The sequence below is a fragment of the Inhella sp. genome (assembly GCF_041912635.1).
Classification (GTDB): Bacteria; Pseudomonadota; Gammaproteobacteria; order Burkholderiales; family Burkholderiaceae_C; genus Inhella.
Genome location: NZ_JAYRMO010000024.1, coordinates 21,086 through 40,751 on the forward strand (window position 1 = coordinate 21,086; position 19,666 = coordinate 40,751).

Here is a 19,666-nt window from a genome sequence, read left to right on the forward strand (position 1 = left end):
TAGACTGTTTTTTTGAATGTCTACAAGAGGGCGATCAGAGCGCGATGCTCAAACCGGCCTTCCAGAAGCGCGGCGCCAGCGGGAACAAATAGCTGTGGCCGAAGCTGTAGGGGGCTTCCTTCCAGGCGCGCTGATTGGTGGCGTTGTCCACGCCCAGCTGCCAGGTCCACTGCTGGGTGCCGACCGCGTGCTGATAGCGCGCACTCAGGTCCAGACGGGTCCAGGAGGGCAGCTCGATCGAGTTGTCTGGCAGCACGGCGCGGCGGCCTTCGTGCACCAGGTTGCCTTGCAGGCGCAGACCCTGCAGCACCTGTTGATGCACGCCCACGCGGTAGGAGCGCGCCGGCACATTGACCGGGCGCAAGCCATTGACGCCGGCCTGCGTCGAACCTTCGCGGCGCGCCTGCAGCCATTGCGCCGAGCCCATCAGCCCGCCACCCTGCCACTTGAAGTCCGCTTGCGCTTCCACACCGCGGTGGCGCGCCTCACCGTCCTCGCGGCGCTCGCAGCTGTTGGCGGCGCTGCAGCTGCCCAGGTCGGCCCAGACCGGGCGCTGGATCTGAAAGGCGGCCAGGCTCCACTCCACGGTCTGGCTGCCGGCCTTCAAGCCCGCTTCGAGCTGGCGGCTCTTCAGCGCCGGCAGCGCGCGGCCGGCGTTCTGGTAGCGGCTGCGGTTGGGGATGACTTCGCTCTCGATGCCCTGGCCCCAGCTGGCGTAGACGCGCAGATCCGGCGCCAGCGCCCAGCTCGCACCCAGCCACGGGGTGGTGAAGGACTGGGTGTAATTCGTGGCACGCGAGCCATCGGTGCGCACGGCCTCGCGTTCGATGCGGCTGTGGCGCAGGCCGGCAAAAAGCTCCAGCGCGCCGATCTGCACCTGGTCGCTGAGGGCGAGCTCACGGCTGCGCTCGTCGCGGTGCGTGTTCTCGTCGGTCAGGCTGGGGTCGGGCTGGCTGGGGGTGGGTTGGAACACCGAGCCGTAGCCGACCCAGTTGTAGGCCTGGCGCTGGAATCGTGCTTCATAGCGACTCAGCAGGGCTTCGGCGCGCAGCTGGTGCGTCAGGCCGCCCAGCTGCACGCGGCCGTCCACGGCGGCGCGCAGCGCGTCGGTGCTGCGGCGCTCGTTCTCGCTGCGGAAGTCGTAGAGGTCGAAGCTGCCGTCGCTGCAGTAGCGGCTGTAGTCGTCCTCGCTGGAGCAGCCGAAGGGGAAGGCGACGCGGTCGTCATTGTGGGCGCGCTGCACGCCGGCCTGCAGCAGCAGGTTCCAGTCGGCGTTCAGGCGCTGGCGCAGGCGCAGGGTGGCGAAGCCGTTGTCCAGTACCACCGGCAGGCGCCAGCTGGCTTCGTTCAGGTTGCGGCGGATGTCGACGCTGTCGATGCTGGGCAGGCGGTTGCCCAGCAGGCTGAAGCCGGGCTGGCTGGGTTGGCTGTGATGGCTGCTCTCAACTTCAGCTTCCAGCAGGGTGTCGGCGCCCAGGCGCCAGTCTCCCGCCAGGGCCAGGCCATGCTGGCGGCCGCGGCTGTTGTGCAGCCAGGGGTCCAGTTCGGCGGCGGCCAAGTTGACGCGCAGGCCGAATTCCTTGCCCCAGCGCTTGGCCCAATCGAGCGCCAGCGCGCGCGAGTTGTGCTGTTCCCAGCTCAGGTTCAGGTCCAGGCGGTCGGCGTCCGGGCGCTTGACGACGAAGCTCAGCAAACCGCCGGGCGCGCTGGTGCCGGCCTGCAGGCCGCTGCTGCCCTTGAGGAGTTCGAGCGCGGCCTTGTTGAACAGGTCCAGCCCGGTTTCGCCACTGATGGGCAGGCCTTCGCGGCGCAGGTTGAAACGCGTGTCCAGCTCGTAGCCGCGCACGCGCAGCTGGGTGTAGTAGCCGATGCTGTTGTAGCTGTCGCTGACCGATGCATCCAGCTTGGGCAATGCGCCCAGGCCGTCCAGGCCAAGTTCCTGCAGGCGCTCGGCGTCAATACGCAGGGCCTGCAGCGGCAGCCGGGCGGCCGGGGTATCGCCAAAGCCGCCCAGGCTCACTGGCGCGTTGGCGTTGCGGCCGCTGATGGAGACGGTGGGGAGTTGCTGCTGGGCTTGGGCCTGGAGTGCCAGGGTCAGCAGAGCGAAGGGGAGGGCGTACTTCGGTGTCATTGCCATCGGTGGTGATGGCAGGGGGCGGGCAGGGCGCCGCGGGCGCCTTGGCCACGCTTCCCTGCGCGAGGATTACCTCAATCAGGTTCCAAGGGTTTGTCTCAGCCGGCGGCAAGGCCACCAGCACCCCTAGCGTGGGTCGCGCCCGGGAAGATCCCGATGCGCGAAGCCGCAGATTGTAGGGTGCGGCTTTTCGCGCCCTGTTCAGCGGGCCTGGAACAACAGGCGATCGACCAGATCGCGGCGCAGGGCCGGCTGGCTGGGCAGGTGGTCGAGCAGGGCGATGGTGCGGTCGCAGCTCGCCGCGCCCTCGCGCACGGGTGCGTCGGGGGCATCGGCCCACAGGCGGTTCAGCATGCCGATGGCGGCCGAGCCCACCGAGCGTTCCATCACTTCCATTTCGAGCGGGCTGGGCGGCTTGGCGCGCCAGATCTTGGCGGCGCTGCCGGCGGCGTCCAGCAGCCACTCGCTCTCACGCACCTGCAGGGGCAGGGGCAACTGCTGGCGCACCGCCAGACGGCCATCCAGCAGGTCCTTGCAGGGTGGGCGCTCGCCGCGCTTGGCCGGCGCCTTGAGCGCCTTCAGCTGGTCAGCAACGATCTGCACATAGCGCCGCCGCAGCACGGCATCGCTGCCGCCGATCAGCGTCGGCATCAGGCTGGCCAGTTGTGGCACGGCGGCGGCCTGGACGACTTCCTCGGCAGCGCCTTCGACATGGGCGGCACGCAGGCGTGTCGCCACCGCGGCCAAGGTGCCGGGGGTGTGCTGCTCCAGCGCTTCCCACACCGGATGCGACTGCAGGGCGTCCGTGTACTCGGCCTCGGCCGAGCCGAGCGGGGGCAGGTCGACGGCCAGAGTCTGTGGCGGCGGGGCGATCAGGCGGTGCAGCAGCAGGTCCTTGCGCGGCGCGAACCAGATGCTGTGCGAGGGTGTGCTCAGGGTCTGCTCGATCAGGGGCTCGGGCAGGCCGAACTGGCGGTAGATGCGCGCCAGGTCCTGATTGGCCAGTTCGTCGATGACGGGGTTGTAGGTGCCGGTGCTGGCGCGGTGGAAGCCGAGCTGGGCGCCATTCATCACCTGGCGCGGCTGGCCAGCCAGAAACACCAGGGTGCAGGCGCTGGCGCAGGTGCCCACCACCCGGCTGGCGTGGCCATGCTTCTTCAGCGCTTCAGCCATCTTCTCGGCTTCGCGCACGCGCCCGCCGGGCGAGCTGAGCTCGATGCGGCGCAGGCCCTTGGCGCTTTCGCTGGCCAGCAGGGTGCGCAGGCGCTCGCCGTCACCCAGTCCGATGGTGCCCTCAAGCTTCAGGCTGCGGCCGTCGTCCGACAGGCTCAGCGTGGCCTGGCCGATGGGGTCGATGCCGCGCGCCATCTGCCAGAACGAGCCGACCTGGGGCAGGAAGCCGAACAGCACGGACACGATCAATTGCAGTGCGCCCAGGCCCAGGGTCAGGCGCGCGAGGAAGCTCCACAGGCCCGAGCCACCGTCCTCGCGGTAGTGGCGCGCTGCGCGCCAGCCGCCCACCACGCACCAGGTGTCCAGCAGGATCAGCAGGGGCACGCCGATCAGCAGCACGATGGCGCTGACCTGCAGCGAATCGCCCTTGGCGCTGATCCAGGCCATCAAGCCGGTGAGCAAAAAGGCCAGCGGCGAGGCCACCAGGATGTTGTTGATCCAGTAGCTGCGCACCAGGCTTTGTTCGCCGCGCCAGTGGCGGGCGAAGTAGCCGGTTCGCTCGGGTCTGGATGGGTTCTGCGCGGCCGGGCCGCGCGTGGAAACCGGGGTCATGTGGGCCGCAGCCTCCCTCAGGCTCTTGTGGAATCCAGAAACGGCAACGCCGCCCCTCAGGGCGGCGTGCTTTTTTTATTCTTCTGTCAGGCTCAGTCGAACACCGGCGTCTCGACGCCCAGCACCTTGTGCAGTTTCGGGCTGGTGGTCGTGTACTGCAGGTGCACGCGCTTCTCGGGGTTGATGATGGGCATCGCCCCGAAGGCGGCGAGGGCCGCTTCATGGAAGCCGGACAGGATCAGCTTCTTCTTGCCCGGGTAGGTGTTGATGTCACCCACCGCGAAGATGCCCGGCACCGAGGTGCTGAACTTCTCGGTGTCCACGAGGATCTGCTTGCGTTCCAGCGCCAGGCCCCATTCGGCGATCGGGCCCAGCTTGGGGCTGAGGCCGAAGAAGACCAGCACTTCGTCGCAAGGCACCACGCGGGTGACGCCATCGCCGCCGGTGACCTTGACGCCCTTGAGCAGGCCGTCTTCGCCCTCGTCCAGATCGGTGACCTGGCCGACGATGAACTGCATCTCGTACTGCTCGCACAGCTCGCGCATCTTGGCCACCGAGGCCGGCGCGGCGCGGAAGCCATCGCGGCGGTGCACCAGGATCACGCTCTCGGCCTTGTGCGGGTTGCCATCGGCATTGCCGGCGCAGAAGTTCAGCGCCCAGTCGAGCGCCGAATCGCCGCCGCCCACGATGACGAGGTTCTTGCCGGCGAACTGGCTCGGGTTCTTGACCCGGTAGTGCACCTGGCTGCTCTCGTGCTTGTCGATGCCATCCACCTTCAGCGTGCGCGGCTGGAACGAGCCCACGCCGCCGGCGATGAAGATGGTCTTGGTCAGGAACTGCGTGCCCTTCGATGTGGCGACGAAGAAGCGGCCGTCTTCCTGCTTCTCCACCGTGGTCACTTCCTGACCCAGGTGGAAGGTGGCGCCGAAGGGCTCGATCTGCTTGAGCAGGTTGTCGGTCAGTTCCTTGCCGGTGACGACGGGCAGGGCCGGAATGTCGTAGATCGGCTTGTCCGGGTAGAGCTCGATGCACTGCCCGCCCGGGTAGGCGAGCGAGTCAATGATGTGCGCCTTGATCTCGAGCAGGCCGAGTTCGAACACCTGGAAGAGGCCCACCGGGCCGGCGCCGACGATGACGGCGTCGGTCTCGATGACGCCGGCGTGAGGAGTAGCTTGGTCCATTACTTGATCAACTCGGGGAGCTTCCCGGTCTTGTCTTTCCAGTCATCCGCATCCGGCAGCGGGGCCTTGCGCTTGGTGATCGAGGGCCACTTCTTGGCCAGATCGGCATTCAGCTTGATCATGTGCTGCTGGTCGCCGGGCACGTCCTCTTCGGGGACGATGGCGTTCACAGGGCACTCGGGAATGCAGACGGCGCAGTCGATGCATTCATCGGGATCGATGGTCAGGAAGTTCGGCCCTTCGCGGAAACAGTCCACGGGACAGACATCGACGCAATCGGTGTACTTGCAGCGGATGCAGGCTTCGGTAACGACGTGGGTCATGGTGCGTGGCTCGCGCTGGGTAGGGCAAAGCCGGCGATTTTAGGTGGTGGGGAGGGTTTGCCTGGAGACGCGCTTTGACTTGGCGCAGACAGTGGGCTTGCCGGCCACGGCGCGGGCGCCCACGCCCACGGTGACAACGGTGGGTCGGCCGCGGTGCAGCAGGGTGGCGGCGGGCAGGTCCTGCAGCGCATGGCTGCTGGACAGCGCATCGGCACAGCCGGCGCGGCTGACGACCAGGGTCGGCGTGTCTTCCGCCCAGCCGGCCGCGAGCAGGCGGCGCTGCAGGGCGGCCAGCTGCTTGCCGGCCATGTAGAAGACTTCGGTGTCGGCGCTCTTGCTGGCGATCAACTCGCCGGCCTGCGTCATCGCGGTGCTCAGCGCCACGCTGCGGCCGGCGCCGCGGCGGGTGAGCGGACGCTGCGTGTGCGCAGCGGCGGCCAGCGCGGCGGTCACGCCGGGCACCACCTCGGATCCGATGCCGGCCGCGGCCAGGGCTTCCAGCTCCTCTTCGAGGCGGCCGAACACCGAGGCGTCACCGCCCTTCAGGCGCACCACCAGGGTGCTCTCCAGCGCGTGCTGCACCAGCAGGGCGTTGATCTCGGTCTGCTTCACGGCATGGGCAAAGCCGCGCTTGCCCACATCGATCCAGCGCGCGTTCGGCGCAAACGCACGCAGCGCCGGGTCGGTGAGCGCGTCGAACAGCACCACATCGGCCTGGGCCAGACGCTGCACGCCGCGCAGGGTGATCAGATCGGCGGCCCCCGGGCCGGCGCTGACGAAGACGACCTGGCCCATCACCAGTCCTCCTCGGCCGGCGCGGCGGCGGGCAGGTCCACCAGCAGCGCGCCACTGGTGCGGTGGCTGGCGGGGTCGACGACGATCAGCGCGCCGCCCACGCGGTTGAATTCAAAGGGCTCGACCGGAAGCTCGTGCTGCACCTCCATCTGCACGCGGCCGATGGCGTTGACGCCGAGCTCATGCGCGTCGCGGGCCTCCAGGCTGTGGATGTCCAGCACCGAATCGATGGCGGCGATGCGCGCCTGCACCCAGCGGTTGCCATGGCGCACCCAGTACTTGCGGCCGGGCTTGGCGGGCTCGGTGTCCAGCCAGGCCAGGGTGGCGGGGAAGCGGTTTTGCAGGGCGGACTTGCCCGGCTGCGCCAGCCAGTCGCCCCGGCTCACGTCGAGCTGGCGGTCCAGGATCACGCCCACCGACTCACCGGCCTGGCCGCGCTGCACGTCCTCGGCGGCGCGGCGCAGGCCCGCCACCACGGCCTTCTGGCGGCTGGGCAGGACCTCGATCTCGTCGCCCACCTTCACCGCACCGTGGGCGATGCGGCCCCAGAGCACGCGCGGCTGAAAGCCCGCGCCTTCGCTCTGGTAGGCGTCCTTCTGCACGTACTGCACCGGCAGCGAGAGCGGCGCATCGACGCGCTCCTGCACGCAGGGCAGGCCTTCCAGCACCTGCAGCAGCGAAGGCCCGTTCCACCAGGGGGCGTCCAGCGGCTGGGTGACGTTGTCGCCACGCAGCGCGCTTACCGGCACGGTGGCCACCACGTCCAGGCCGGCGGCCTGGGCAAAGGCGTCGAGCGCGCGCTTGACCTTGGCAAAGCCGGGGCCGGGCTGCTCGATGGCGTCGATCTTGTTGATGGCGAACACGATGCTGGGCACGCGCAGCAGCTGCGCCAGCAGGGAGTGGCGGCGCGTCTGCGCCAGCAGCGTCACCTCGGGCTGGCTCAGGTCCAGCTTGGTGATGTCCACCAGCACCACGGCGGCATCGCTGCCGGCCGCGGCCGTCACCATGTTGCGGGTGTACTGCTCGTGGCCGGGGGCGTCGGCAATGATGAACTTGCGGTGCTTGGTGGCGAAGTAGCGGTAGGCCACATCGATGGTGATGCCCTGCTCGCGCTCGGCCTCCAGGCCATCGGTCAGCAGGCTCAGGTCGATGGGGCTGCCGGCGGCACGGCGCTCCAGGGTGTCGAGCTGGTCGGCCAGGATGGCCTTGCTGTCGAACAGCAGGCGGCCGATCAGGGTGCTCTTGCCGTCATCCACCGAGCCGGCGGTCAGGAATCGCAGCGCTTGCATCAGAAGTACCCCTCTTTTTTCCGACGTTCCATGGACGCATCCGAGGTGCGGTCGTCCATGCGCGTGGCACCGCGCTCGCTGATGGTCACGGTCAGCGTCTCGTTCACCACTTCGGCGGCATTGCGCGCCGGGCTTTCCACCGGGCAGGTGCAGGTCATGTCGCCCACGGTGCGGAAGCGCACTTCCACGGTCTCCACGGCCTCGCCGTCCAGCGGCGGGGTCACCTCGGTCAGCGGCACCAGCAGGCCCTTGCGGCGCATCACCTGGCGCGGGTGGGCGTAGTACATCGGCGGCAGCGGGATGTTCTCGCGCTGGATGTAGAGCCACACATCCAGCTCGGTCCAGTTGCTGATCGGGAAGCAGCGGAAATGCTCACCGGGGCGGATGCGGGTGTTGAACAGTTGCCAGAGCTCGGGGCGTTGTTCCTTGGGCTGCCACTGACCAAAGGAATCGCGGTGGCTGAAGATGCGCTCCTTGGCGCGCGCCTTCTCTTCATCGCGCCGCGCGCCGCCGATCAGGGCGTCGAAGCGGTGCTCCTCGATGGTCTCCAGCAGGGTCACGGTCTGGTGGCCGTTGCGGCTCTCCAGCGGGTGCGCCAGGCGAATCGTGCCCTTGGCGATGCTGTCTTCCAGATGGCCCACCACCAGGCGCTCGCCCATTTCGGCCACGCGCTGGTCACGGAAGCTGATGACCTCGGGGAAGTTGTGCCCGGTGTCGATGTGCACCAGGGGGAAGGGCAGTTGCCCTTTGAAGCCGCTCGGGTGGCTCTTGTCCTTCAGCTTGAAGGCCTTCTCGGCCAGGCGCAGCACCACGCAGCTGTCCTTGCCGCCGCTGAACAGCAGGGCGGGGCGCTCAAAACTGGCGGCCACCTCGCGCAGGATGAAGATGGCTTCTTCTTCCAGCGCATCCAGGTGGGCGTTGTCGACTTCGGCGATCAGGTGTTCGGGTTTCACAGCGGCATTCATGGTTTGACGTGCAGACCGCACTCCTTGGAACTGTCCTCCCACCACCAGCGGCCGGCGCGGAAGTCCTCGCCCACCGCGATGGCGCGCGTGCAGGGTGCGCAGCCGATGCTGGGCATGAACTGGTCGTGCAGCGGGTTGGTGGGCACCTTGAAGCGCTCGACATAGGCCCAGACTTCGGCCCAGGTCCAGTCGGCGATCGGGCTGAGCTTGCGGCGATCCTGTCCATCGTCCTCGTCAAAGGCGACCTCGGCTCGCGCCCCGCTCTGCTCGCGGCGCAGGCCGGTGATCCAGGCGCTGCGGCCCTTGAGCATGCGCGCCAGCGGCTCCAGCTTGCGCACCCCGCAGCAGGCCTTGCGCAGCTCGATGCTCTTGAACATCGCCTCTTCGCCCTCGCGGCGCACGAACTGGATGACCTGCTCGTTGAGCGGCTGGAACACCGCGACCTCGCGGCCATAGCGCTCGGCAATGCGCGGGATCAGGCCCAGGGTTTCGGCGTGCAGCTTGCCGGTGTCCAGGGTGGCGATGTCGATCGGCAGCTGGTGGCGGGCGATCAGGTCGGTGATGACCATGTCCTCCACGCCCAGGCTGCTGCTTTGCACCAGGCCGGCGCCATGGGCCACGGCGGCATCGCGCAGGCGCTGCACGGCGGCCTCGATCTTGGCGTCGAGCTCGGGGCTCCAGCGCGCGTAGAGCGCAATGGCATTGCCCTGCGGCGCCGCCGCGGCCCAGGGGAGGGCGCTCGTGCTCATCGTGCCGCACTCCGCAAAAACACCGGGCGCGCTTCGTGCACATCGCCCTGGTAGAAGCCTTCGGCGAAGAAGGCCAGCGCGCGGCGCGCGGCTTCTTGCGACTGATCGCCGCGCAGCTGGGCCTCGTCGAAACCGGTGCGGTGCAGCAGCTGCAGCATGTCCACCAGCACCTCGCCCCGGGCGCGGATGGCGCCCTGGAAGCGGTGGCGCGCACGCAGCAGGCGGGCTTGGCTGTAGGCGCGGCCGTCGGTCCACTTCGGGAAGTCCAGCACCACCAGGGCGATGCGGTACAGGTCCGGAACCAGCTGGGTGATGTCGGCATCGTTCGGGAACTCGATGGCCACCGGTACACCCGCCGGCCAGTGGCCGCGCACGGCATGCCATTGCTCCAGGCTCAGCAGGCGGTGCGGGGCGGGGTCCGGATCCGGCTTGGGGCCGTCTTCACCCACGGCGTGTTGCCAGAGGTCGTGATGGGGGTCGATGAATTTCATGATCACTCTCAGGCCCGGGCCGTCGCCACGCGCACCGCATTGGCGGCGCTCTTGAAGGGATCCAGGCCAATGCGTTTCACCGTCTCGATGAAGCGCTCGCCGCCCTGGCGCTGGCTCTTGTAGGTTTCCAGCACGGCTTCCACGGCGTCGGCAATCTCGTCGGCCGCGAAGCTGGGGCCGATGACCTTGCCCGGCGTGGCGGGGCCGCTGAGCGTGCTGCCATCGCTGCCGCCCAGCGTCAGCTGGTACCACTCGGTGCCGTCCTTGTCCACGCCCAGCACGCCGATGTGGCCGCTGTGGTGGTGGCCGCAGCTGTTGATGCAGCCGCTGATGTGCAGGTCGATGTCGCCCAGGTCTTCGAGCTCGTCCAGGTCCTGATAGCGCTCGGCGATGGCCGCCGCCAGCGGCAGGGAGCGGGCATTGGCCAGGGCACAGTAGTCGCCGCCGGGGCAGGCGATCTGGTCGGTCAGGCGGCCGGCATTCGGCGTGGCGAAGCCGGTGGCGCGCGCGGCCTCGAAGAGCTTGGCCAGATCGGCCTCGCGCACCCAGGGCAGCACGAGGTTCTGGCGGTGGCTGACGCGCAGCTCGCCCTGGCTGAAGCGGTCGGCCAGCGCGGCGGCGGCGTCCATCACATCGGCCGAGGTGTCGCCAGGGGCGATGCCGACGCGCTTGAGGCTCAGCGTCACGGCGCGGAAGCCGCTGACGCGGTGCGGATGCACATTGCGTGCGAGCCAGCGCTGGTAAGCGGGTTCGCTGCTCAGGCGGCTCGGGTCGAGGGCGGGGATGGCGCGCACATCGCTCGGGTCGACGAAGCAGGCCTTGACGCGCGCCAGCTCGGCCTCGGGGATCAGCTGCTCGTGCCCGCCCAGGTCCCCTGCCAGGATGGCCTTGAACTCGGCGTTCACGGCGTCGACGAACTTCTGGCCCTCGGCCTTGACAAGGATCTTGATGCGGGCCTTGTAGAGGTTGTCGCGCCGGCCGGCCAGGTTGTAGACGCGCACGATGGCCTCGATGAAGACGAGGATCTGCTGCCAGGGCACGAAGGCGGCGACTTCGGTGGCGATGATGGGCGTGCGGCCCATGCCGCCGCCGACGAAGACCTGGAAGCCCACGGCGCCGCTGGCGTCCTTCTTCAGCTGCAGGCCGATGTCATGCCACAGGATGGCGGCACGGTCTTCCTCAGCGCCGCTGACGGCGATCTTGAACTTGCGCGGCAGGTGCGCGAACTCGGGGTGCAGGGTGGACCACTGGCGCAGGATTTCGCAGTAGGGGCGCGGGTCGACGATCTCATCCTGTGCGATGCCGGCGAAGGCGTCGCTGGTGATGTTGCGGATGCAGTTGCCGCTGGTCTGGATGCCGTGCATGTCCACTGCGGCCAGCAGCTCCATCACCTCGGCACTGCGGTCCAGCGGGATCCAGTTGTATTGCAGGTTCTGGCGGGTGGTGAAGTGGCCGTAGCCGCCCTGGCCCTTGAAGGGGCCTTCGCTGACGATGTCGTACTCGCGGGCAATCTTGGCCAGCTGGCGCAGCTGCGGGCTGCTCAGCTCGCCGTAGGGAATGGCGACGCGCAGCATGGGCGCGTGGCGCTGCACGTACCAGCCGTTTTGCAGGCGCAGGGGCCGGAATTCATCCGTGCCGAGTTGGCCCTTGAGGTGGCGCTCCAGCTGGTCGCGGTACTGCGCGGCGCGTTGGTGGACGAAGTGACGGTCGAAGGCGGTGTAGCGGTACATGGCTTAGACCAGGGCGCGGTAGATATTGAAGGAGCTCACGATCACGATCACGGTACCCACCAGGGCCAGCAAGGCCTTGGTGTGCAGCTTGGCGGTCAGCAGGGCGGCAAAAGGGGCGGCGAACAGGCCGCCGATGACCAGGCCGGCCACGGTGGTCCAGGGGCTCTGGTCGCCAATCAGCACGGCGAACACGCCGGCGCTGATGAAGGTCAGGAAGAACTCGGCCAGGTTGACGGAGCCGATGGTGATGCGCGGGTCGTTGCCGGTGCCCACCAGCGTGGTGGTCACCACCGGGCCCCAGCCGCCACCGCCCACGGCGTCCAGGAAGCCGCCGGCCAGCCCGAGCTTGCCGACATGCTTGGGCTCTTCGCGGCGCGGCTTGATCTTGCGAAAGATCTTGCTGATCACGTACAGACCCATGAGCAGCAGATAGCCGGCCACGAAGGGCTTGATGGCCTTGCCGTCCACGCTGGACAGCACCCAGGCGCCGCCCGCCGCGCCCAGCATGCCGGGCACCAGCAGGCGCAGGAACAGGCTCTTGTTCACATTGCCCAGCTTGATGTGGCTGATGCCCGAGACGCCGGTGGTGAAGACCTCGGCGATGTGCACCGCCGCGCTGGCCACCGCCGGGCTGCTGCCGCTGGCCAGCAGAAAGCTGGTGCTGGTGATGCCGTAGGCCATGCCCAGGGCGCCGTCCACCGTCTGGGCCAGCAGGCCGACTGCGGCGGCGGTCCAGAACTCGCGGCTGCTGAGCGCCTGGGCGATCAGCTCGAAGCCGCCGCTGTGGCCCACCGGCTGGTTGAACAAGCGGGTGGCCAGTGCGATGGTCAAGGCCATCAGCAGGAAGACCACCGACCACATCGCATAGCGCAGCACCGGGTGCGCGCTGGCCTGGCCCGCGTGCGTGACGGCGTTTTCCAGCGGCGGCAGGCCGAGTTCGGCGTGCTCGGCATTCACCGGGTTGTTGCTGAGGTCGAGGTCGCGGACTTTCATGGAGGTCGCGACTCTAAGAACCGGCGCTTATTTCTGAAACTACTTTTTCGTTGGCTTTATATGCTTATGAAGAATATGAAGCCAAGCGCTCCAGGGTGAGTGCCATCTCGCGCAGGCGCAGCGGCCAAGCGGCGGGGCCGGCGGCCAGCAGTTCGCGCAGGCGCGCAGCGTCGGCGGCCGGGTCGCCCGCGGTTTCCCAGAGCGGGTCTTCCACCGCTTCCCCGGGCGCCAGCTCCAGCGCTTGGCCGGCCTGCCAGGCCTGCAGGCTGGCCGGACGGCGCGGGTGCGGGTAGGCCTCGCCCTCGCAGCCCTTGAGCAGCAGGGCGGCGCCGCCGTCCGCCGCCGTCAGCCGGGGCAGGGCCTGGCCTAGGCGGTCGAGGAAATCGCCATGGGTGACGGCCACCACGCGCACCGAGCGCCCGGGCGCCGGGTCCAGCAGCTTGACCAGGGTGTGCGCGCTGTTGCGCAGGCCCAGGCGCGGGCGCAGGGCCATCAGTGCGTCCAGCCCCGGCGCCAGCGCGGCCGTGGGCAGCACGGCCAGGCGCTGCTGTGCCAGCGCGGCCTCGGCCGCGGCCGGGTGGGTGCAGGGCGGGTGGCCCAGGGCCTGCAGCAGCTCGAAGGTGGCGCCGCGGGCGGCGCCGAAGTCGCTGCGGCCGTGGATCAGCACCGGCACGCCGCGGCTCGCGAGGTGCAGGGCCAGCAGCGGCATCAGATTGAGCAGCTTGCGCGCGCCGTTCAGCGCCGGCAGCAGCACCAGGCGCGGCCCCGGCGGCGGCGTCAGGCGCTGCGTGCGCGCCTGCAGCGCCTGGGCAAAGCCCAGCAGCTCCTCGACGGACTCGCCCTTGACCCGTAGCGCCAGCACGATGGCGCCGAGTTGCAGGTCCTCGACCTGGCCGTCCAGCATCGCGCCGAACAGTGCGGCGGCCTGGGCTGAGCCGAGGTCGCGCGCGCCGCGCGCGCCGCGGCCGATTTCCTTGATGAGGGCGGGCAGGTTCAGGGCTTCGTTCATGGCCAGCCCAGCATAGAGACAATCGCGCCCGCCATGATTCGTCGCCTGTTCAGCCTCTCTTTGCTGCTTGCCCTGCTGGCCTGCAGCAGTCCTCACCCCGTTCCCACCCCGCCGCCGGTCGAGCCTGTGCAGCCGCCACCGCCCAAGGTGCTGCGCGCGCCCAAGGTGGCGTTGGCGCTTGGGGGCGGCGCGGCGCGTGGCTTTGCGCACATCGGCGTCATCCAGGTGCTGGAAGAGGCTGGCATCAGGCCCGATCTGGTGGTCGGCACCTCGGCCGGTTCCCTGGTGGCGGCGCTGTACGCCAGCGGCAAGAACGGCACCGAAATGGCCCGCCTGGCCGAGACCATGGACGAGGGCGCCATCACCGACTGGAGTTTCCCGCTCAAGGGCCTGATCAAGGGCGAGGCACTGGCCCGCTACGTGCGCAGCCAGACCGGCGCGCGCCCGATCGAGCAGATGAGTCTGCCGCTGGGCATCGTGGCCACGCACCTGGCCGACGGCCAGGGCGTGATGTTCCGCACCGGCGACCTGGGCACCGCGGTGCGCGCCAGCAGCGCCGTGCCGGCGGTGTTCCAGCCGGTGGAGATCGGCGGCAAGCTCTATGTGGATGGCGGCCTGGTGGCCCCGGTGCCGGTGCGCTATGCGCGCCAGATGGGGGCCGAGGTGGTGATCGCCATCGACATCAGCTCGCCGCCCAACCCGCAGACCAAGACCGACCCCTTCAGCCTGCTTATGCAGACCGTGGCCATCATGGGCCGCTCGATCAACAGCCTGGAGCTGCGCGAGGCCGAGGTGGTGCTGCGGCCTGAATTGAACGGCGTGGCCTCCAGCGACTTCAGCGCCCGCATGCGCGCCATTGCCGCCGGCCGGGCTGCCGCGCAGGCTTCACTCGCCCAGCTGAAGAAGGCCGTGGCGCCGCGCTGAGGCTCAGCCGGCCAGATCCTCGGGCCGGTTGAAGTTCGCGAAGGCGGGCGCGGCCTCGGCCGGCAGTTCCAGGGCCACGGCGCCGGCCTGCTGCAGCACCTGCAGCACGCGGCGCTGGCCGCCTTCCAGCGCGCGGCGGATCGGCCCCTCCAGATTCACATTCAGCAGCGCGTGCGCCGGGTGCCAACGCAGGCCCTCGGGTTCCTGCACGCCCGGCAGCACCGCCGGCGCGCCGCTGTCACGCTGGCGCGTGCACAGGCGCGCGGCCAGGTCCAGCGGCAGGGCCGGGGCATCGCAGCTCAACATCCACACCCAGTCCAAGCCCTGACCGCGCGCAAAGGCCAGCGCCTGCAGCATGCCGGCCAGCGGGCCCTGTCCGCGAAGCTCGTCCGGGTCGGTCAGCAGGGGCAGGCCGCGGCTGCGGTAGTCCTCCAGATGCCGATTCACGCTCAGCGCGCTGGCAGCAATCTCCACCCCGCTCTGGCCGCGCAGGCGCGCCAGCACCTGGTCCACCAGCGGCCGGCCCTGCCAGAGCAGCAGGCCCTTGTCCTGCCCGCCCATGCGCCGGCCCTCGCCGCCGGCCAGCACCACGGCGGCGATGCGCGGCGGCTCAGCCACCGATGAAATGCATTTCGACGCGCGGCAAATCCTGCGTGCCCTCGCCGCGCAACTGCGAATAGCGGTCGGCCCGCCGCTGCCAGTGGGCGGCAATGACGCCCTGCAGCACCGCGTCGTCGCTGGCGCCGTCGCGCAGCAGGTGGCGCAGATCGTGCCCCTGGTGGGCGAACAGGCAGTGGAAGACGCGGCCGTCGGTGGACAGGCGCGCGCGGTTGCAATCGCCGCAGAAGGCCTGCGTCACGCTGGAGATGAAGCCGATCTCGCCGGCCCCATCCTCATACGCCCAACGCTCGGCGGTCTCGCCGGGCTGGCAGGCTTCGAGCGCGCGCAGCGGCCAGCGCGCGTGCACCAACTGCTGCAGTTCGCGGCTGGGCACCACCTGGTCCATGCGCCAGCCATTGCTGCAGCCCACGTCCATGAACTCGATGAAGCGCAGCACCATGCCGCTGCCGCGGAAGTGCTCGGCCAGGCGCAATACCTCGTGGTCGTTCACGCCACGCTGCACCACCATATTGATCTTGACGGGCGCAAAGCCCAGGTCTTGCGCGGTGGCAATGCCTTCCAGCACCTGCTCGACCGGGAAGTCGACGTCGTTCATGCGGCGGAACAGCGCGTCGTCCAGCGCATCCAGGCTCACCGTGAGTCGCTGCAGCCCGGCCTCGCGCAGGGCCTGGGCCTGGCGCGCCAGCAGGGCGCCGTTGGTGGTGAGCGTCAGGTCCAGCGGCCGGCCCTCGGGCGTGCGCAGCGCGGCCAGCTGGGCCACCAGATGGTGCAGCTCGCGCCGCATCAGCGGCTCGCCGCCGGTCAGGCGGATCTTCTCCACGCCCAGGGCCACGAAGGCGCGCGCCGCGCGGGTGATTTCCTCGAAGCTCAGGAGTTCGGGCTGCGGCAGGAAGCGGTAGCCGGGGCCGAAGATTTCCTTGGGCATGCAGTAGCTGCAGCGGAAGTTGCAGCGGTCGGTGACCGAGATGCGCAGATCACGCAGCGGCCGGCCCAGACGGTCGTGGGGGCGTGGCGTGGGCTCGGGCGGGAGCCGGCGCAGCAGGTGCAGCGGGATGCGCGTCTCTTGCATGACGCGGGCGATTGTGGCGGAGCCCTCAGACCCGCAGCTTGCGCAAGGTCAGTTCGTGGCCGTGGGCGCGCGGCGGGCGCCGGTGAAGCGGCGTTCCCAGTAGCTGTCGCGCATGTCTTCCACGCGCACCACGGCACCCGCGCGCGGGGCGTGGATGAACTTGCCTTCGCCCACATAGATGCCCACATGCGAGAAGGTGGCGCGCATGGTGTTGAAGAACACCAGGTCGCCGGGGCGCAGTTCGTCCTTACGGATGCTGAGCAGATCGGTCAGGCGCGCCTGCTCGTCGGCACGGCGCGGCAGCACCAGGCCCAGGCTGCGTTCGAACACATAGCGGGTGAAGCCGCTGCAATCAAAACCCTGGGCGGCCGTGTTGCCGCCGCGGCGGTAGGGCACGCCCAGAAAGCCCATGGCGGCACGCACCATGCCGGTGGCGCCTTCGCGGGCCTGGCCCAGCCAGTGGCTGGTTTCGCCGCCTTCGCCCGGCGGGCCCATCCAGCCCTGCTGAGCCAGGAAGCGTTCGATCGCCGCGCCGCGCGGGGCGCTAGCGGCGGTGGCCGGCGTGGGGGCTGCGTCGGGATGCGGAGGGCCGGCCGTGGGCGAAGCTTGCGCCGCCAGAGCGGCGCAAAGCAGGGTGATCGCCAGGGCAGGGCGTAGACGCATCCGCAACAGGGTGGGTTGGATCCGAGGCCCGGCCGTCGCCGGGGGCGGGTCCGGGCTCGTGCGAACCCGGCTTCGTGGGGGACGGGATCCCCCTCGAAAAGCGGCGGAGTGTGCCGGCCGGGGCGGTAGGGTGTCAAGATTTTCGACAGATTCAGCGGGTTTGTCGGCATGCGGTAAGTCCGGGGGCGGTCAGGCTCTTGTCAGCGCCAACGGCCTCTAATGACAGTGTTTGCAGCCAGGAGAGTGCCCATGCCCACCGCCGCCGACCCGACCGGCCGTTACGCCGAGTTCCACGCCCGTTCGCTGCGCGAGCCCGAGGCCTTCTGGGCCGAGCAGGCGGCCCTGATCGACTGGCAGGAGCCTTGGAGCCAGGTGCTCGATGCGAGCAGGCCGCCCTTCGCGCGCTGGTTCGTGGGCGGTCGCACCAACCTCTGCCACAACGCGGTGGACCGGCATGCCGCTGCCCACCCCGAACGGCGCGCGCTGGTCTGGATCTCGACCGAGGTCGACCAGGAGCGCGAATGGAATTTCGCCGAGCTGCGGCAGGAGGTTGAAGCGGCGGCGGCGATGCTCAAGCGGCGCGGCGTGGGCCGCGGCGACCGCGTGCTGATCTACTGCCCGATGGTGCCGGAGGCCGCCTTCGCCATGCTGGCCTGCGCGCGCATCGGTGCCATCCACTCGGTGGTGTTCGGCGGCTTTGCCAGCCACAGCCTGGCGGGGCGCATCGAGGACTGCAGCCCCAAGCTCATCGTCAGCTGCGATGCCGGCAGCCGCGCCGGCAAGCTGCAGGCCTACCAGCCGCTGCTGGAAGAGGCGCTGCGCCTGAGCCAGCACAAGGTCGAGCAGGTGTTGTGGATCGATCGCGGCCTGGTGCCGCTGCAGCCGCAGGCGGGCCGGGACTTCATCTACGCCAGCGAGCGCGAGGCCGTGCGCGGCGAGCGCGTGCCCTGCGAATGGCTGGAATCGAACGAGGTCAGCTACACGCTCTACACCAGCGGAACCACCGGCCGGCCCAAGGGGGTGCAGCGCGATGTCGGTGGCTACGCCGTGGCGCTGGCCGCCAGCATTCGCCACATCTTCGACGGCCACCCTGGCGAGACCTTCTTTTCCACGAGCGACATCGGCTGGGTGGTGGGCCACAGCTACATCGTCTACGGCCCGCTGATCGCTGGCATGGCCACGCTGATGGTGGAGGGCACGCCCGTGCGGCCCGACCCCGGCATCTGGTGGCGCCTGGTGCAGAAGTACCAAGTCAGCGTGATGTTCAGCGCCCCCACGGCGGTGCGCGTTCTGCGCAAGGCCGACCCGAGCTACCTGACGCAGAGCGATCTGTCCTCGCTGCGCGCCCTTTTCCTGGCCGGCGAGCCGCTCGACGAGCCAACCGCGCGCTGGATCCGCGACGCACTCGACAAGCCGGTGGTGGACAACTACTGGCAGACCGAGACCGGCTGGCCCATCCTGACCCTGGCGCGCGGCGTGGCGCCCATGCACGAGCGCCTGGGCTCACCCGGCCTGCCCATGTACGGCTACCACGCCCTGCTGGTGGACCCCGAGACCGGCGCCACGCTGGATGGCCCGAACCAGAAGGGCGTGCTGGCGCTGGACTACCCGCTGCCGCCAGGCTGCCTGCAAACGGTGTGGGGCGACGACGAGCGCTTCGTCAAGACCTACTGGTCCAGCATCCCGGGCCGCCAGCTCTACTCCACCTTTGACGTCGCCACGCGCGATGCCGATGGCTACACCTTCATCCTTGGCCGTAGCGACGACGTCATCAACGTGGCCGGCCACCGCCTGGGCACGCGCGAGATCGAGGAAAGCATCGCCTCGGTGGCCGAGGTGGCCGAGGTGGCAGTGGTGGGCGTGGCCGATGAGCTCAAGGGCCAGGTGGCGGTGGCCTTCGTCGTGCCCAAGCAGGCCATGCCCGAGGACGCACTGGCGGCCGCGGTGATGCAACGCGTCAACGAGCAACTTGGCGCCGTGGCGCGCCCGGCGCGCGTGCTGGTGGTGCAGGCCCTGCCGAAGACGCGCTCGGGCAAGCTGCTGCGCCGCGCCATGCAGGCGCTGTGCGAGGGGCGCGAGCTGGGCGATCTCTCCACCCTGGAAGATGCGGCCACGCTACAGGCCCTGGCGGAGCGCCTGAAGCCGGCGTGACGGGATTCACGCCGCGTGCGACCTGGCTCGGCCCGCGGGTTCGGGCCGTGAAAGGTGCACGCCGATAGGAGGGCCTGAGCAGGCAGAGTCGCACGGTTTCGCCCGTTCGGGCTGCCTTCCTCCTCATCCCATGCGCCAACTTCTTGCTTCTCTTGCCCTCGTGCTGCCCCTGGCGGCGGCTGCCGGTCCCGTCAACGTGCTGAAGAACGGCGGCTTTGAATCCACCAAGCTGGCCAATGGCCAGTGGCAGGTGTACGGCTCGCTCGATGGCTGGAGCCTGGTCAGCGGTCCGGGCATCGAGGTGCGCCGCAACGTCGCCGGTGCCGCCAAGGAAGGGCAGAACTACATCGAGCTGGACAGCTACGGCAACAGCGCCATGAGCCAGAGCCTGGCCAACCTCACGCCCGGCGCCGAGTACGAGCTGAGCTTCTGGTACTCGCCGCGCGCCGGCGTGGCGGCTGACAGCAATGGCTTGCAGGTGCTTTGGAACGGCCAGCTGCTCTCGGCCCTGACCGCCAACGGCTTGGGCCTGAATGCCCACCAGTGGGTCGAGTACCACTTCGAAGTGACGGCCCAGCAAGGGCTGAACACCCTGGGCTTCGCCAGCGTGGGCCGCAACGACTCGCTGGGTGGCTCGCTGGACAACGTCAGCCTGGTGCAGGCCGTGCCTGAGCCGGCTTCGCTGGCCCTGTTCGGCGCCGGCCTGCTGGGCCTGGGCTTCACGCGCCGCCGCCGCGCCTGAGGCTTCTCCTCCAAGACAAAGGGCGCCCGCGGGCGCCCTTTGTATTTGTGCT

General features: G+C 69.4%; 18 protein-coding genes and 1 riboswitch. Of the genes, 3 read left to right on the forward strand and 15 right to left on the reverse strand.

The window, feature by feature from the left end; genetic code table 11:
- Window positions 1-34: 34 nt before the first annotated feature.
- From ACE3QP_RS14510 to ybiB, 12 genes are all read right to left on the reverse strand, one after another.
- A complete protein-coding gene (locus ACE3QP_RS14510) occupies window positions 35-2,137 on the reverse strand; it encodes a TonB-dependent siderophore receptor (RefSeq protein ID WP_374437142.1) in 2,103 nt (700 codons plus the stop codon).
- Between the two features lie 35 nt (window positions 2,138-2,172).
- A riboswitch (TPP riboswitch) is annotated at window positions 2,173-2,272 on the reverse strand.
- A gap of 63 nt (window positions 2,273-2,335) precedes the next feature.
- Window positions 2,336-3,919, reverse strand: coding sequence for a hypothetical protein (locus tag ACE3QP_RS14515; RefSeq protein ID WP_374437144.1), 1,584 nt, complete (start codon window positions 3,917-3,919; stop codon window positions 2,336-2,338).
- Between the two features lie 92 nt (window positions 3,920-4,011).
- Complete coding sequence (locus ACE3QP_RS14520) at window positions 4,012-5,100, reverse strand: NAD(P)/FAD-dependent oxidoreductase (RefSeq protein WP_374437146.1); 1,089 nt, start codon at window positions 5,098-5,100, stop codon at window positions 4,012-4,014.
- A complete protein-coding gene (gene fdxA / locus ACE3QP_RS14525; RefSeq protein WP_127681772.1) occupies window positions 5,100-5,423 on the reverse strand; it encodes a ferredoxin FdxA in 324 nt (107 codons plus the stop codon). The genes ACE3QP_RS14520 and fdxA overlap by 1 nt, the downstream gene beginning before the upstream one ends.
- A 39-nt stretch (window positions 5,424-5,462) precedes the next feature.
- Entirely contained in the window at window positions 5,463-6,218 is a 756-nt protein-coding gene (gene cobA, locus ACE3QP_RS14530) for a uroporphyrinogen-III C-methyltransferase (protein ID WP_374437148.1), read from the reverse strand.
- Window positions 6,218-7,507, reverse strand: a complete 1,290-nt coding sequence (locus ACE3QP_RS14535; RefSeq protein ID WP_374437150.1) for a sulfate adenylyltransferase subunit 1 — start codon at window positions 7,505-7,507, stop codon at window positions 6,218-6,220. The genes cobA and ACE3QP_RS14535 overlap by 1 nt, the downstream gene beginning before the upstream one ends.
- Window positions 7,507-8,472: a sulfate adenylyltransferase subunit CysD gene (cysD, locus tag ACE3QP_RS14540; protein WP_374437151.1), complete on the reverse strand. Its 966-nt coding sequence runs from the start codon at window positions 8,470-8,472 to the stop codon at window positions 7,507-7,509. Before cysD ends, ACE3QP_RS14535 begins: the two co-directional genes overlap by 1 nt.
- On the reverse strand, window positions 8,469-9,221 hold the full coding sequence (locus ACE3QP_RS14545; RefSeq protein ID WP_374437153.1) for a phosphoadenylyl-sulfate reductase: 753 nt from the start codon (window positions 9,219-9,221) through the stop codon (window positions 8,469-8,471). Before ACE3QP_RS14545 ends, cysD begins: the two co-directional genes overlap by 4 nt.
- Window positions 9,218-9,712 carry a DUF934 domain-containing protein gene (locus ACE3QP_RS14550; protein ID WP_374437155.1) on the reverse strand — a complete coding sequence of 165 codons (495 nt, stop codon included), beginning with the start codon at window positions 9,710-9,712 and terminating at the stop codon, window positions 9,218-9,220. Before ACE3QP_RS14550 ends, ACE3QP_RS14545 begins: the two co-directional genes overlap by 4 nt.
- Window positions 9,713-9,720: 8 nt before the next feature.
- Entirely contained in the window at window positions 9,721-11,442 is a 1,722-nt protein-coding gene (locus ACE3QP_RS14555; protein ID WP_374437156.1) for a nitrite/sulfite reductase, read from the reverse strand.
- Between the two features lie 3 nt (window positions 11,443-11,445).
- Window positions 11,446-12,435, reverse strand: coding sequence for a sulfite exporter TauE/SafE family protein (locus ACE3QP_RS14560; RefSeq protein ID WP_374437158.1), 990 nt, complete (start codon window positions 12,433-12,435; stop codon window positions 11,446-11,448).
- Window positions 12,436-12,499: 64 nt separating this feature from the next.
- Window positions 12,500-13,444 carry a DNA-binding protein YbiB gene (gene ybiB, locus ACE3QP_RS14565; protein ID WP_374437159.1) on the reverse strand — a complete coding sequence of 315 codons (945 nt, stop codon included), beginning with the start codon at window positions 13,442-13,444 and terminating at the stop codon, window positions 12,500-12,502.
- 33 nt (window positions 13,445-13,477) lie between these two features.
- On the opposite strand from ybiB, the gene ACE3QP_RS14570 reads away from it, so the two are divergent.
- Window positions 13,478-14,368 carry a patatin-like phospholipase family protein gene (locus ACE3QP_RS14570; RefSeq protein ID WP_374437161.1) on the forward strand — a complete coding sequence of 297 codons (891 nt, stop codon included), beginning with the start codon at window positions 13,478-13,480 and terminating at the stop codon, window positions 14,366-14,368.
- Window positions 14,369-14,371: 3 nt separating this feature from the next.
- Here the strand turns inward: ACE3QP_RS14570 and mobA are convergent, their stop codons facing one another.
- Genes mobA through ACE3QP_RS14585 form a run of 3 tightly spaced genes read right to left on the reverse strand, consistent with a single transcriptional unit; the run spans window position 14,372 to window position 16,721 of the window.
- Window positions 14,372-14,986 (reverse strand): molybdenum cofactor guanylyltransferase MobA, encoded by a 615-nt coding sequence (mobA, locus tag ACE3QP_RS14575; protein WP_374437162.1) that lies wholly within the window; start codon window positions 14,984-14,986, stop codon window positions 14,372-14,374.
- Window positions 14,979-16,058, reverse strand: a complete 1,080-nt coding sequence (gene moaA, locus ACE3QP_RS14580; protein WP_374437164.1) for a GTP 3',8-cyclase MoaA — start codon at window positions 16,056-16,058, stop codon at window positions 14,979-14,981. The genes mobA and moaA overlap by 8 nt, the downstream gene beginning before the upstream one ends.
- A 48-nt stretch (window positions 16,059-16,106) precedes the next feature.
- Window positions 16,107-16,721, reverse strand: coding sequence for a C40 family peptidase (locus ACE3QP_RS14585; protein ID WP_198112586.1), 615 nt, complete (start codon window positions 16,719-16,721; stop codon window positions 16,107-16,109).
- Between the two features lie 249 nt (window positions 16,722-16,970).
- Here ACE3QP_RS14585 and ACE3QP_RS14590 point away from each other — a divergent pair, with 249 nt between their 5' ends.
- The gene (locus ACE3QP_RS14590; protein ID WP_374437166.1) at window positions 16,971-18,872 is read left to right on the forward strand and encodes a propionate--CoA ligase; all 1,902 of its coding nucleotides are present in this window, start codon (window positions 16,971-16,973) and stop codon (window positions 18,870-18,872) included.
- A gap of 130 nt (window positions 18,873-19,002) precedes the next feature.
- A complete protein-coding gene (locus ACE3QP_RS14595) occupies window positions 19,003-19,614 on the forward strand; it encodes a PEP-CTERM sorting domain-containing protein (RefSeq protein ID WP_374437168.1) in 612 nt (203 codons plus the stop codon).
- The last annotated feature ends 52 nt before the right edge of the window (window positions 19,615-19,666 follow it).

What these genes read in the sequence shown, in the direction of transcription:
- ACE3QP_RS14510 (WP_374437142.1), bottom strand. Translation starts at nt 2,137, where the DNA reads ATGGCAATGACACCGAAGTACGCCCTCCCCTTCGCTCTGCTGACCCTG.
- ACE3QP_RS14515 (WP_374437144.1), bottom strand. Translation starts at nt 3,919, where the DNA reads ATGACCCCGGTTTCCACGCGCGGCCCGGCCGCGCAGAACCCATCCAGA.
- ACE3QP_RS14520 (WP_374437146.1), bottom strand. Translation starts at nt 5,100, where the DNA reads ATGGACCAAGCTACTCCTCACGCCGGCGTCATCGAGACCGACGCCGTC.
- fdxA (WP_127681772.1), bottom strand. Translation starts at nt 5,423, where the DNA reads ATGACCCACGTCGTTACCGAAGCCTGCATCCGCTGCAAGTACACCGAT.
- cobA (WP_374437148.1), bottom strand. Translation starts at nt 6,218, where the DNA reads ATGGGCCAGGTCGTCTTCGTCAGCGCCGGCCCGGGGGCCGCCGATCTG.
- ACE3QP_RS14535 (WP_374437150.1), bottom strand. Translation starts at nt 7,507, where the DNA reads ATGCAAGCGCTGCGATTCCTGACCGCCGGCTCGGTGGATGACGGCAAG.
- cysD (WP_374437151.1), bottom strand. Translation starts at nt 8,472, where the DNA reads ATGAATGCCGCTGTGAAACCCGAACACCTGATCGCCGAAGTCGACAAC.
- ACE3QP_RS14545 (WP_374437153.1), bottom strand. Translation starts at nt 9,221, where the DNA reads ATGAGCACGAGCGCCCTCCCCTGGGCCGCGGCGGCGCCGCAGGGCAAT.
- ACE3QP_RS14550 (WP_374437155.1), bottom strand. Translation starts at nt 9,712, where the DNA reads ATGAAATTCATCGACCCCCATCACGACCTCTGGCAACACGCCGTGGGT.
- ACE3QP_RS14555 (WP_374437156.1), bottom strand. Translation starts at nt 11,442, where the DNA reads ATGTACCGCTACACCGCCTTCGACCGTCACTTCGTCCACCAACGCGCC.
- ACE3QP_RS14560 (WP_374437158.1), bottom strand. Translation starts at nt 12,435, where the DNA reads ATGAAAGTCCGCGACCTCGACCTCAGCAACAACCCGGTGAATGCCGAG.
- ybiB (WP_374437159.1), bottom strand. Translation starts at nt 13,444, where the DNA reads ATGAACGAAGCCCTGAACCTGCCCGCCCTCATCAAGGAAATCGGCCGC.
- ACE3QP_RS14570 (WP_374437161.1), top strand. Translation starts at nt 13,478, where the DNA reads ATGATTCGTCGCCTGTTCAGCCTCTCTTTGCTGCTTGCCCTGCTGGCC.
- moaA (WP_374437164.1), bottom strand. Translation starts at nt 16,058, where the DNA reads ATGCAAGAGACGCGCATCCCGCTGCACCTGCTGCGCCGGCTCCCGCCC.
- ACE3QP_RS14585 (WP_198112586.1), bottom strand. Translation starts at nt 16,721, where the DNA reads ATGCGTCTACGCCCTGCCCTGGCGATCACCCTGCTTTGCGCCGCTCTG.
- ACE3QP_RS14590 (WP_374437166.1), top strand. Translation starts at nt 16,971, where the DNA reads ATGCCCACCGCCGCCGACCCGACCGGCCGTTACGCCGAGTTCCACGCC.
- ACE3QP_RS14595 (WP_374437168.1), top strand. Translation starts at nt 19,003, where the DNA reads ATGCGCCAACTTCTTGCTTCTCTTGCCCTCGTGCTGCCCCTGGCGGCG.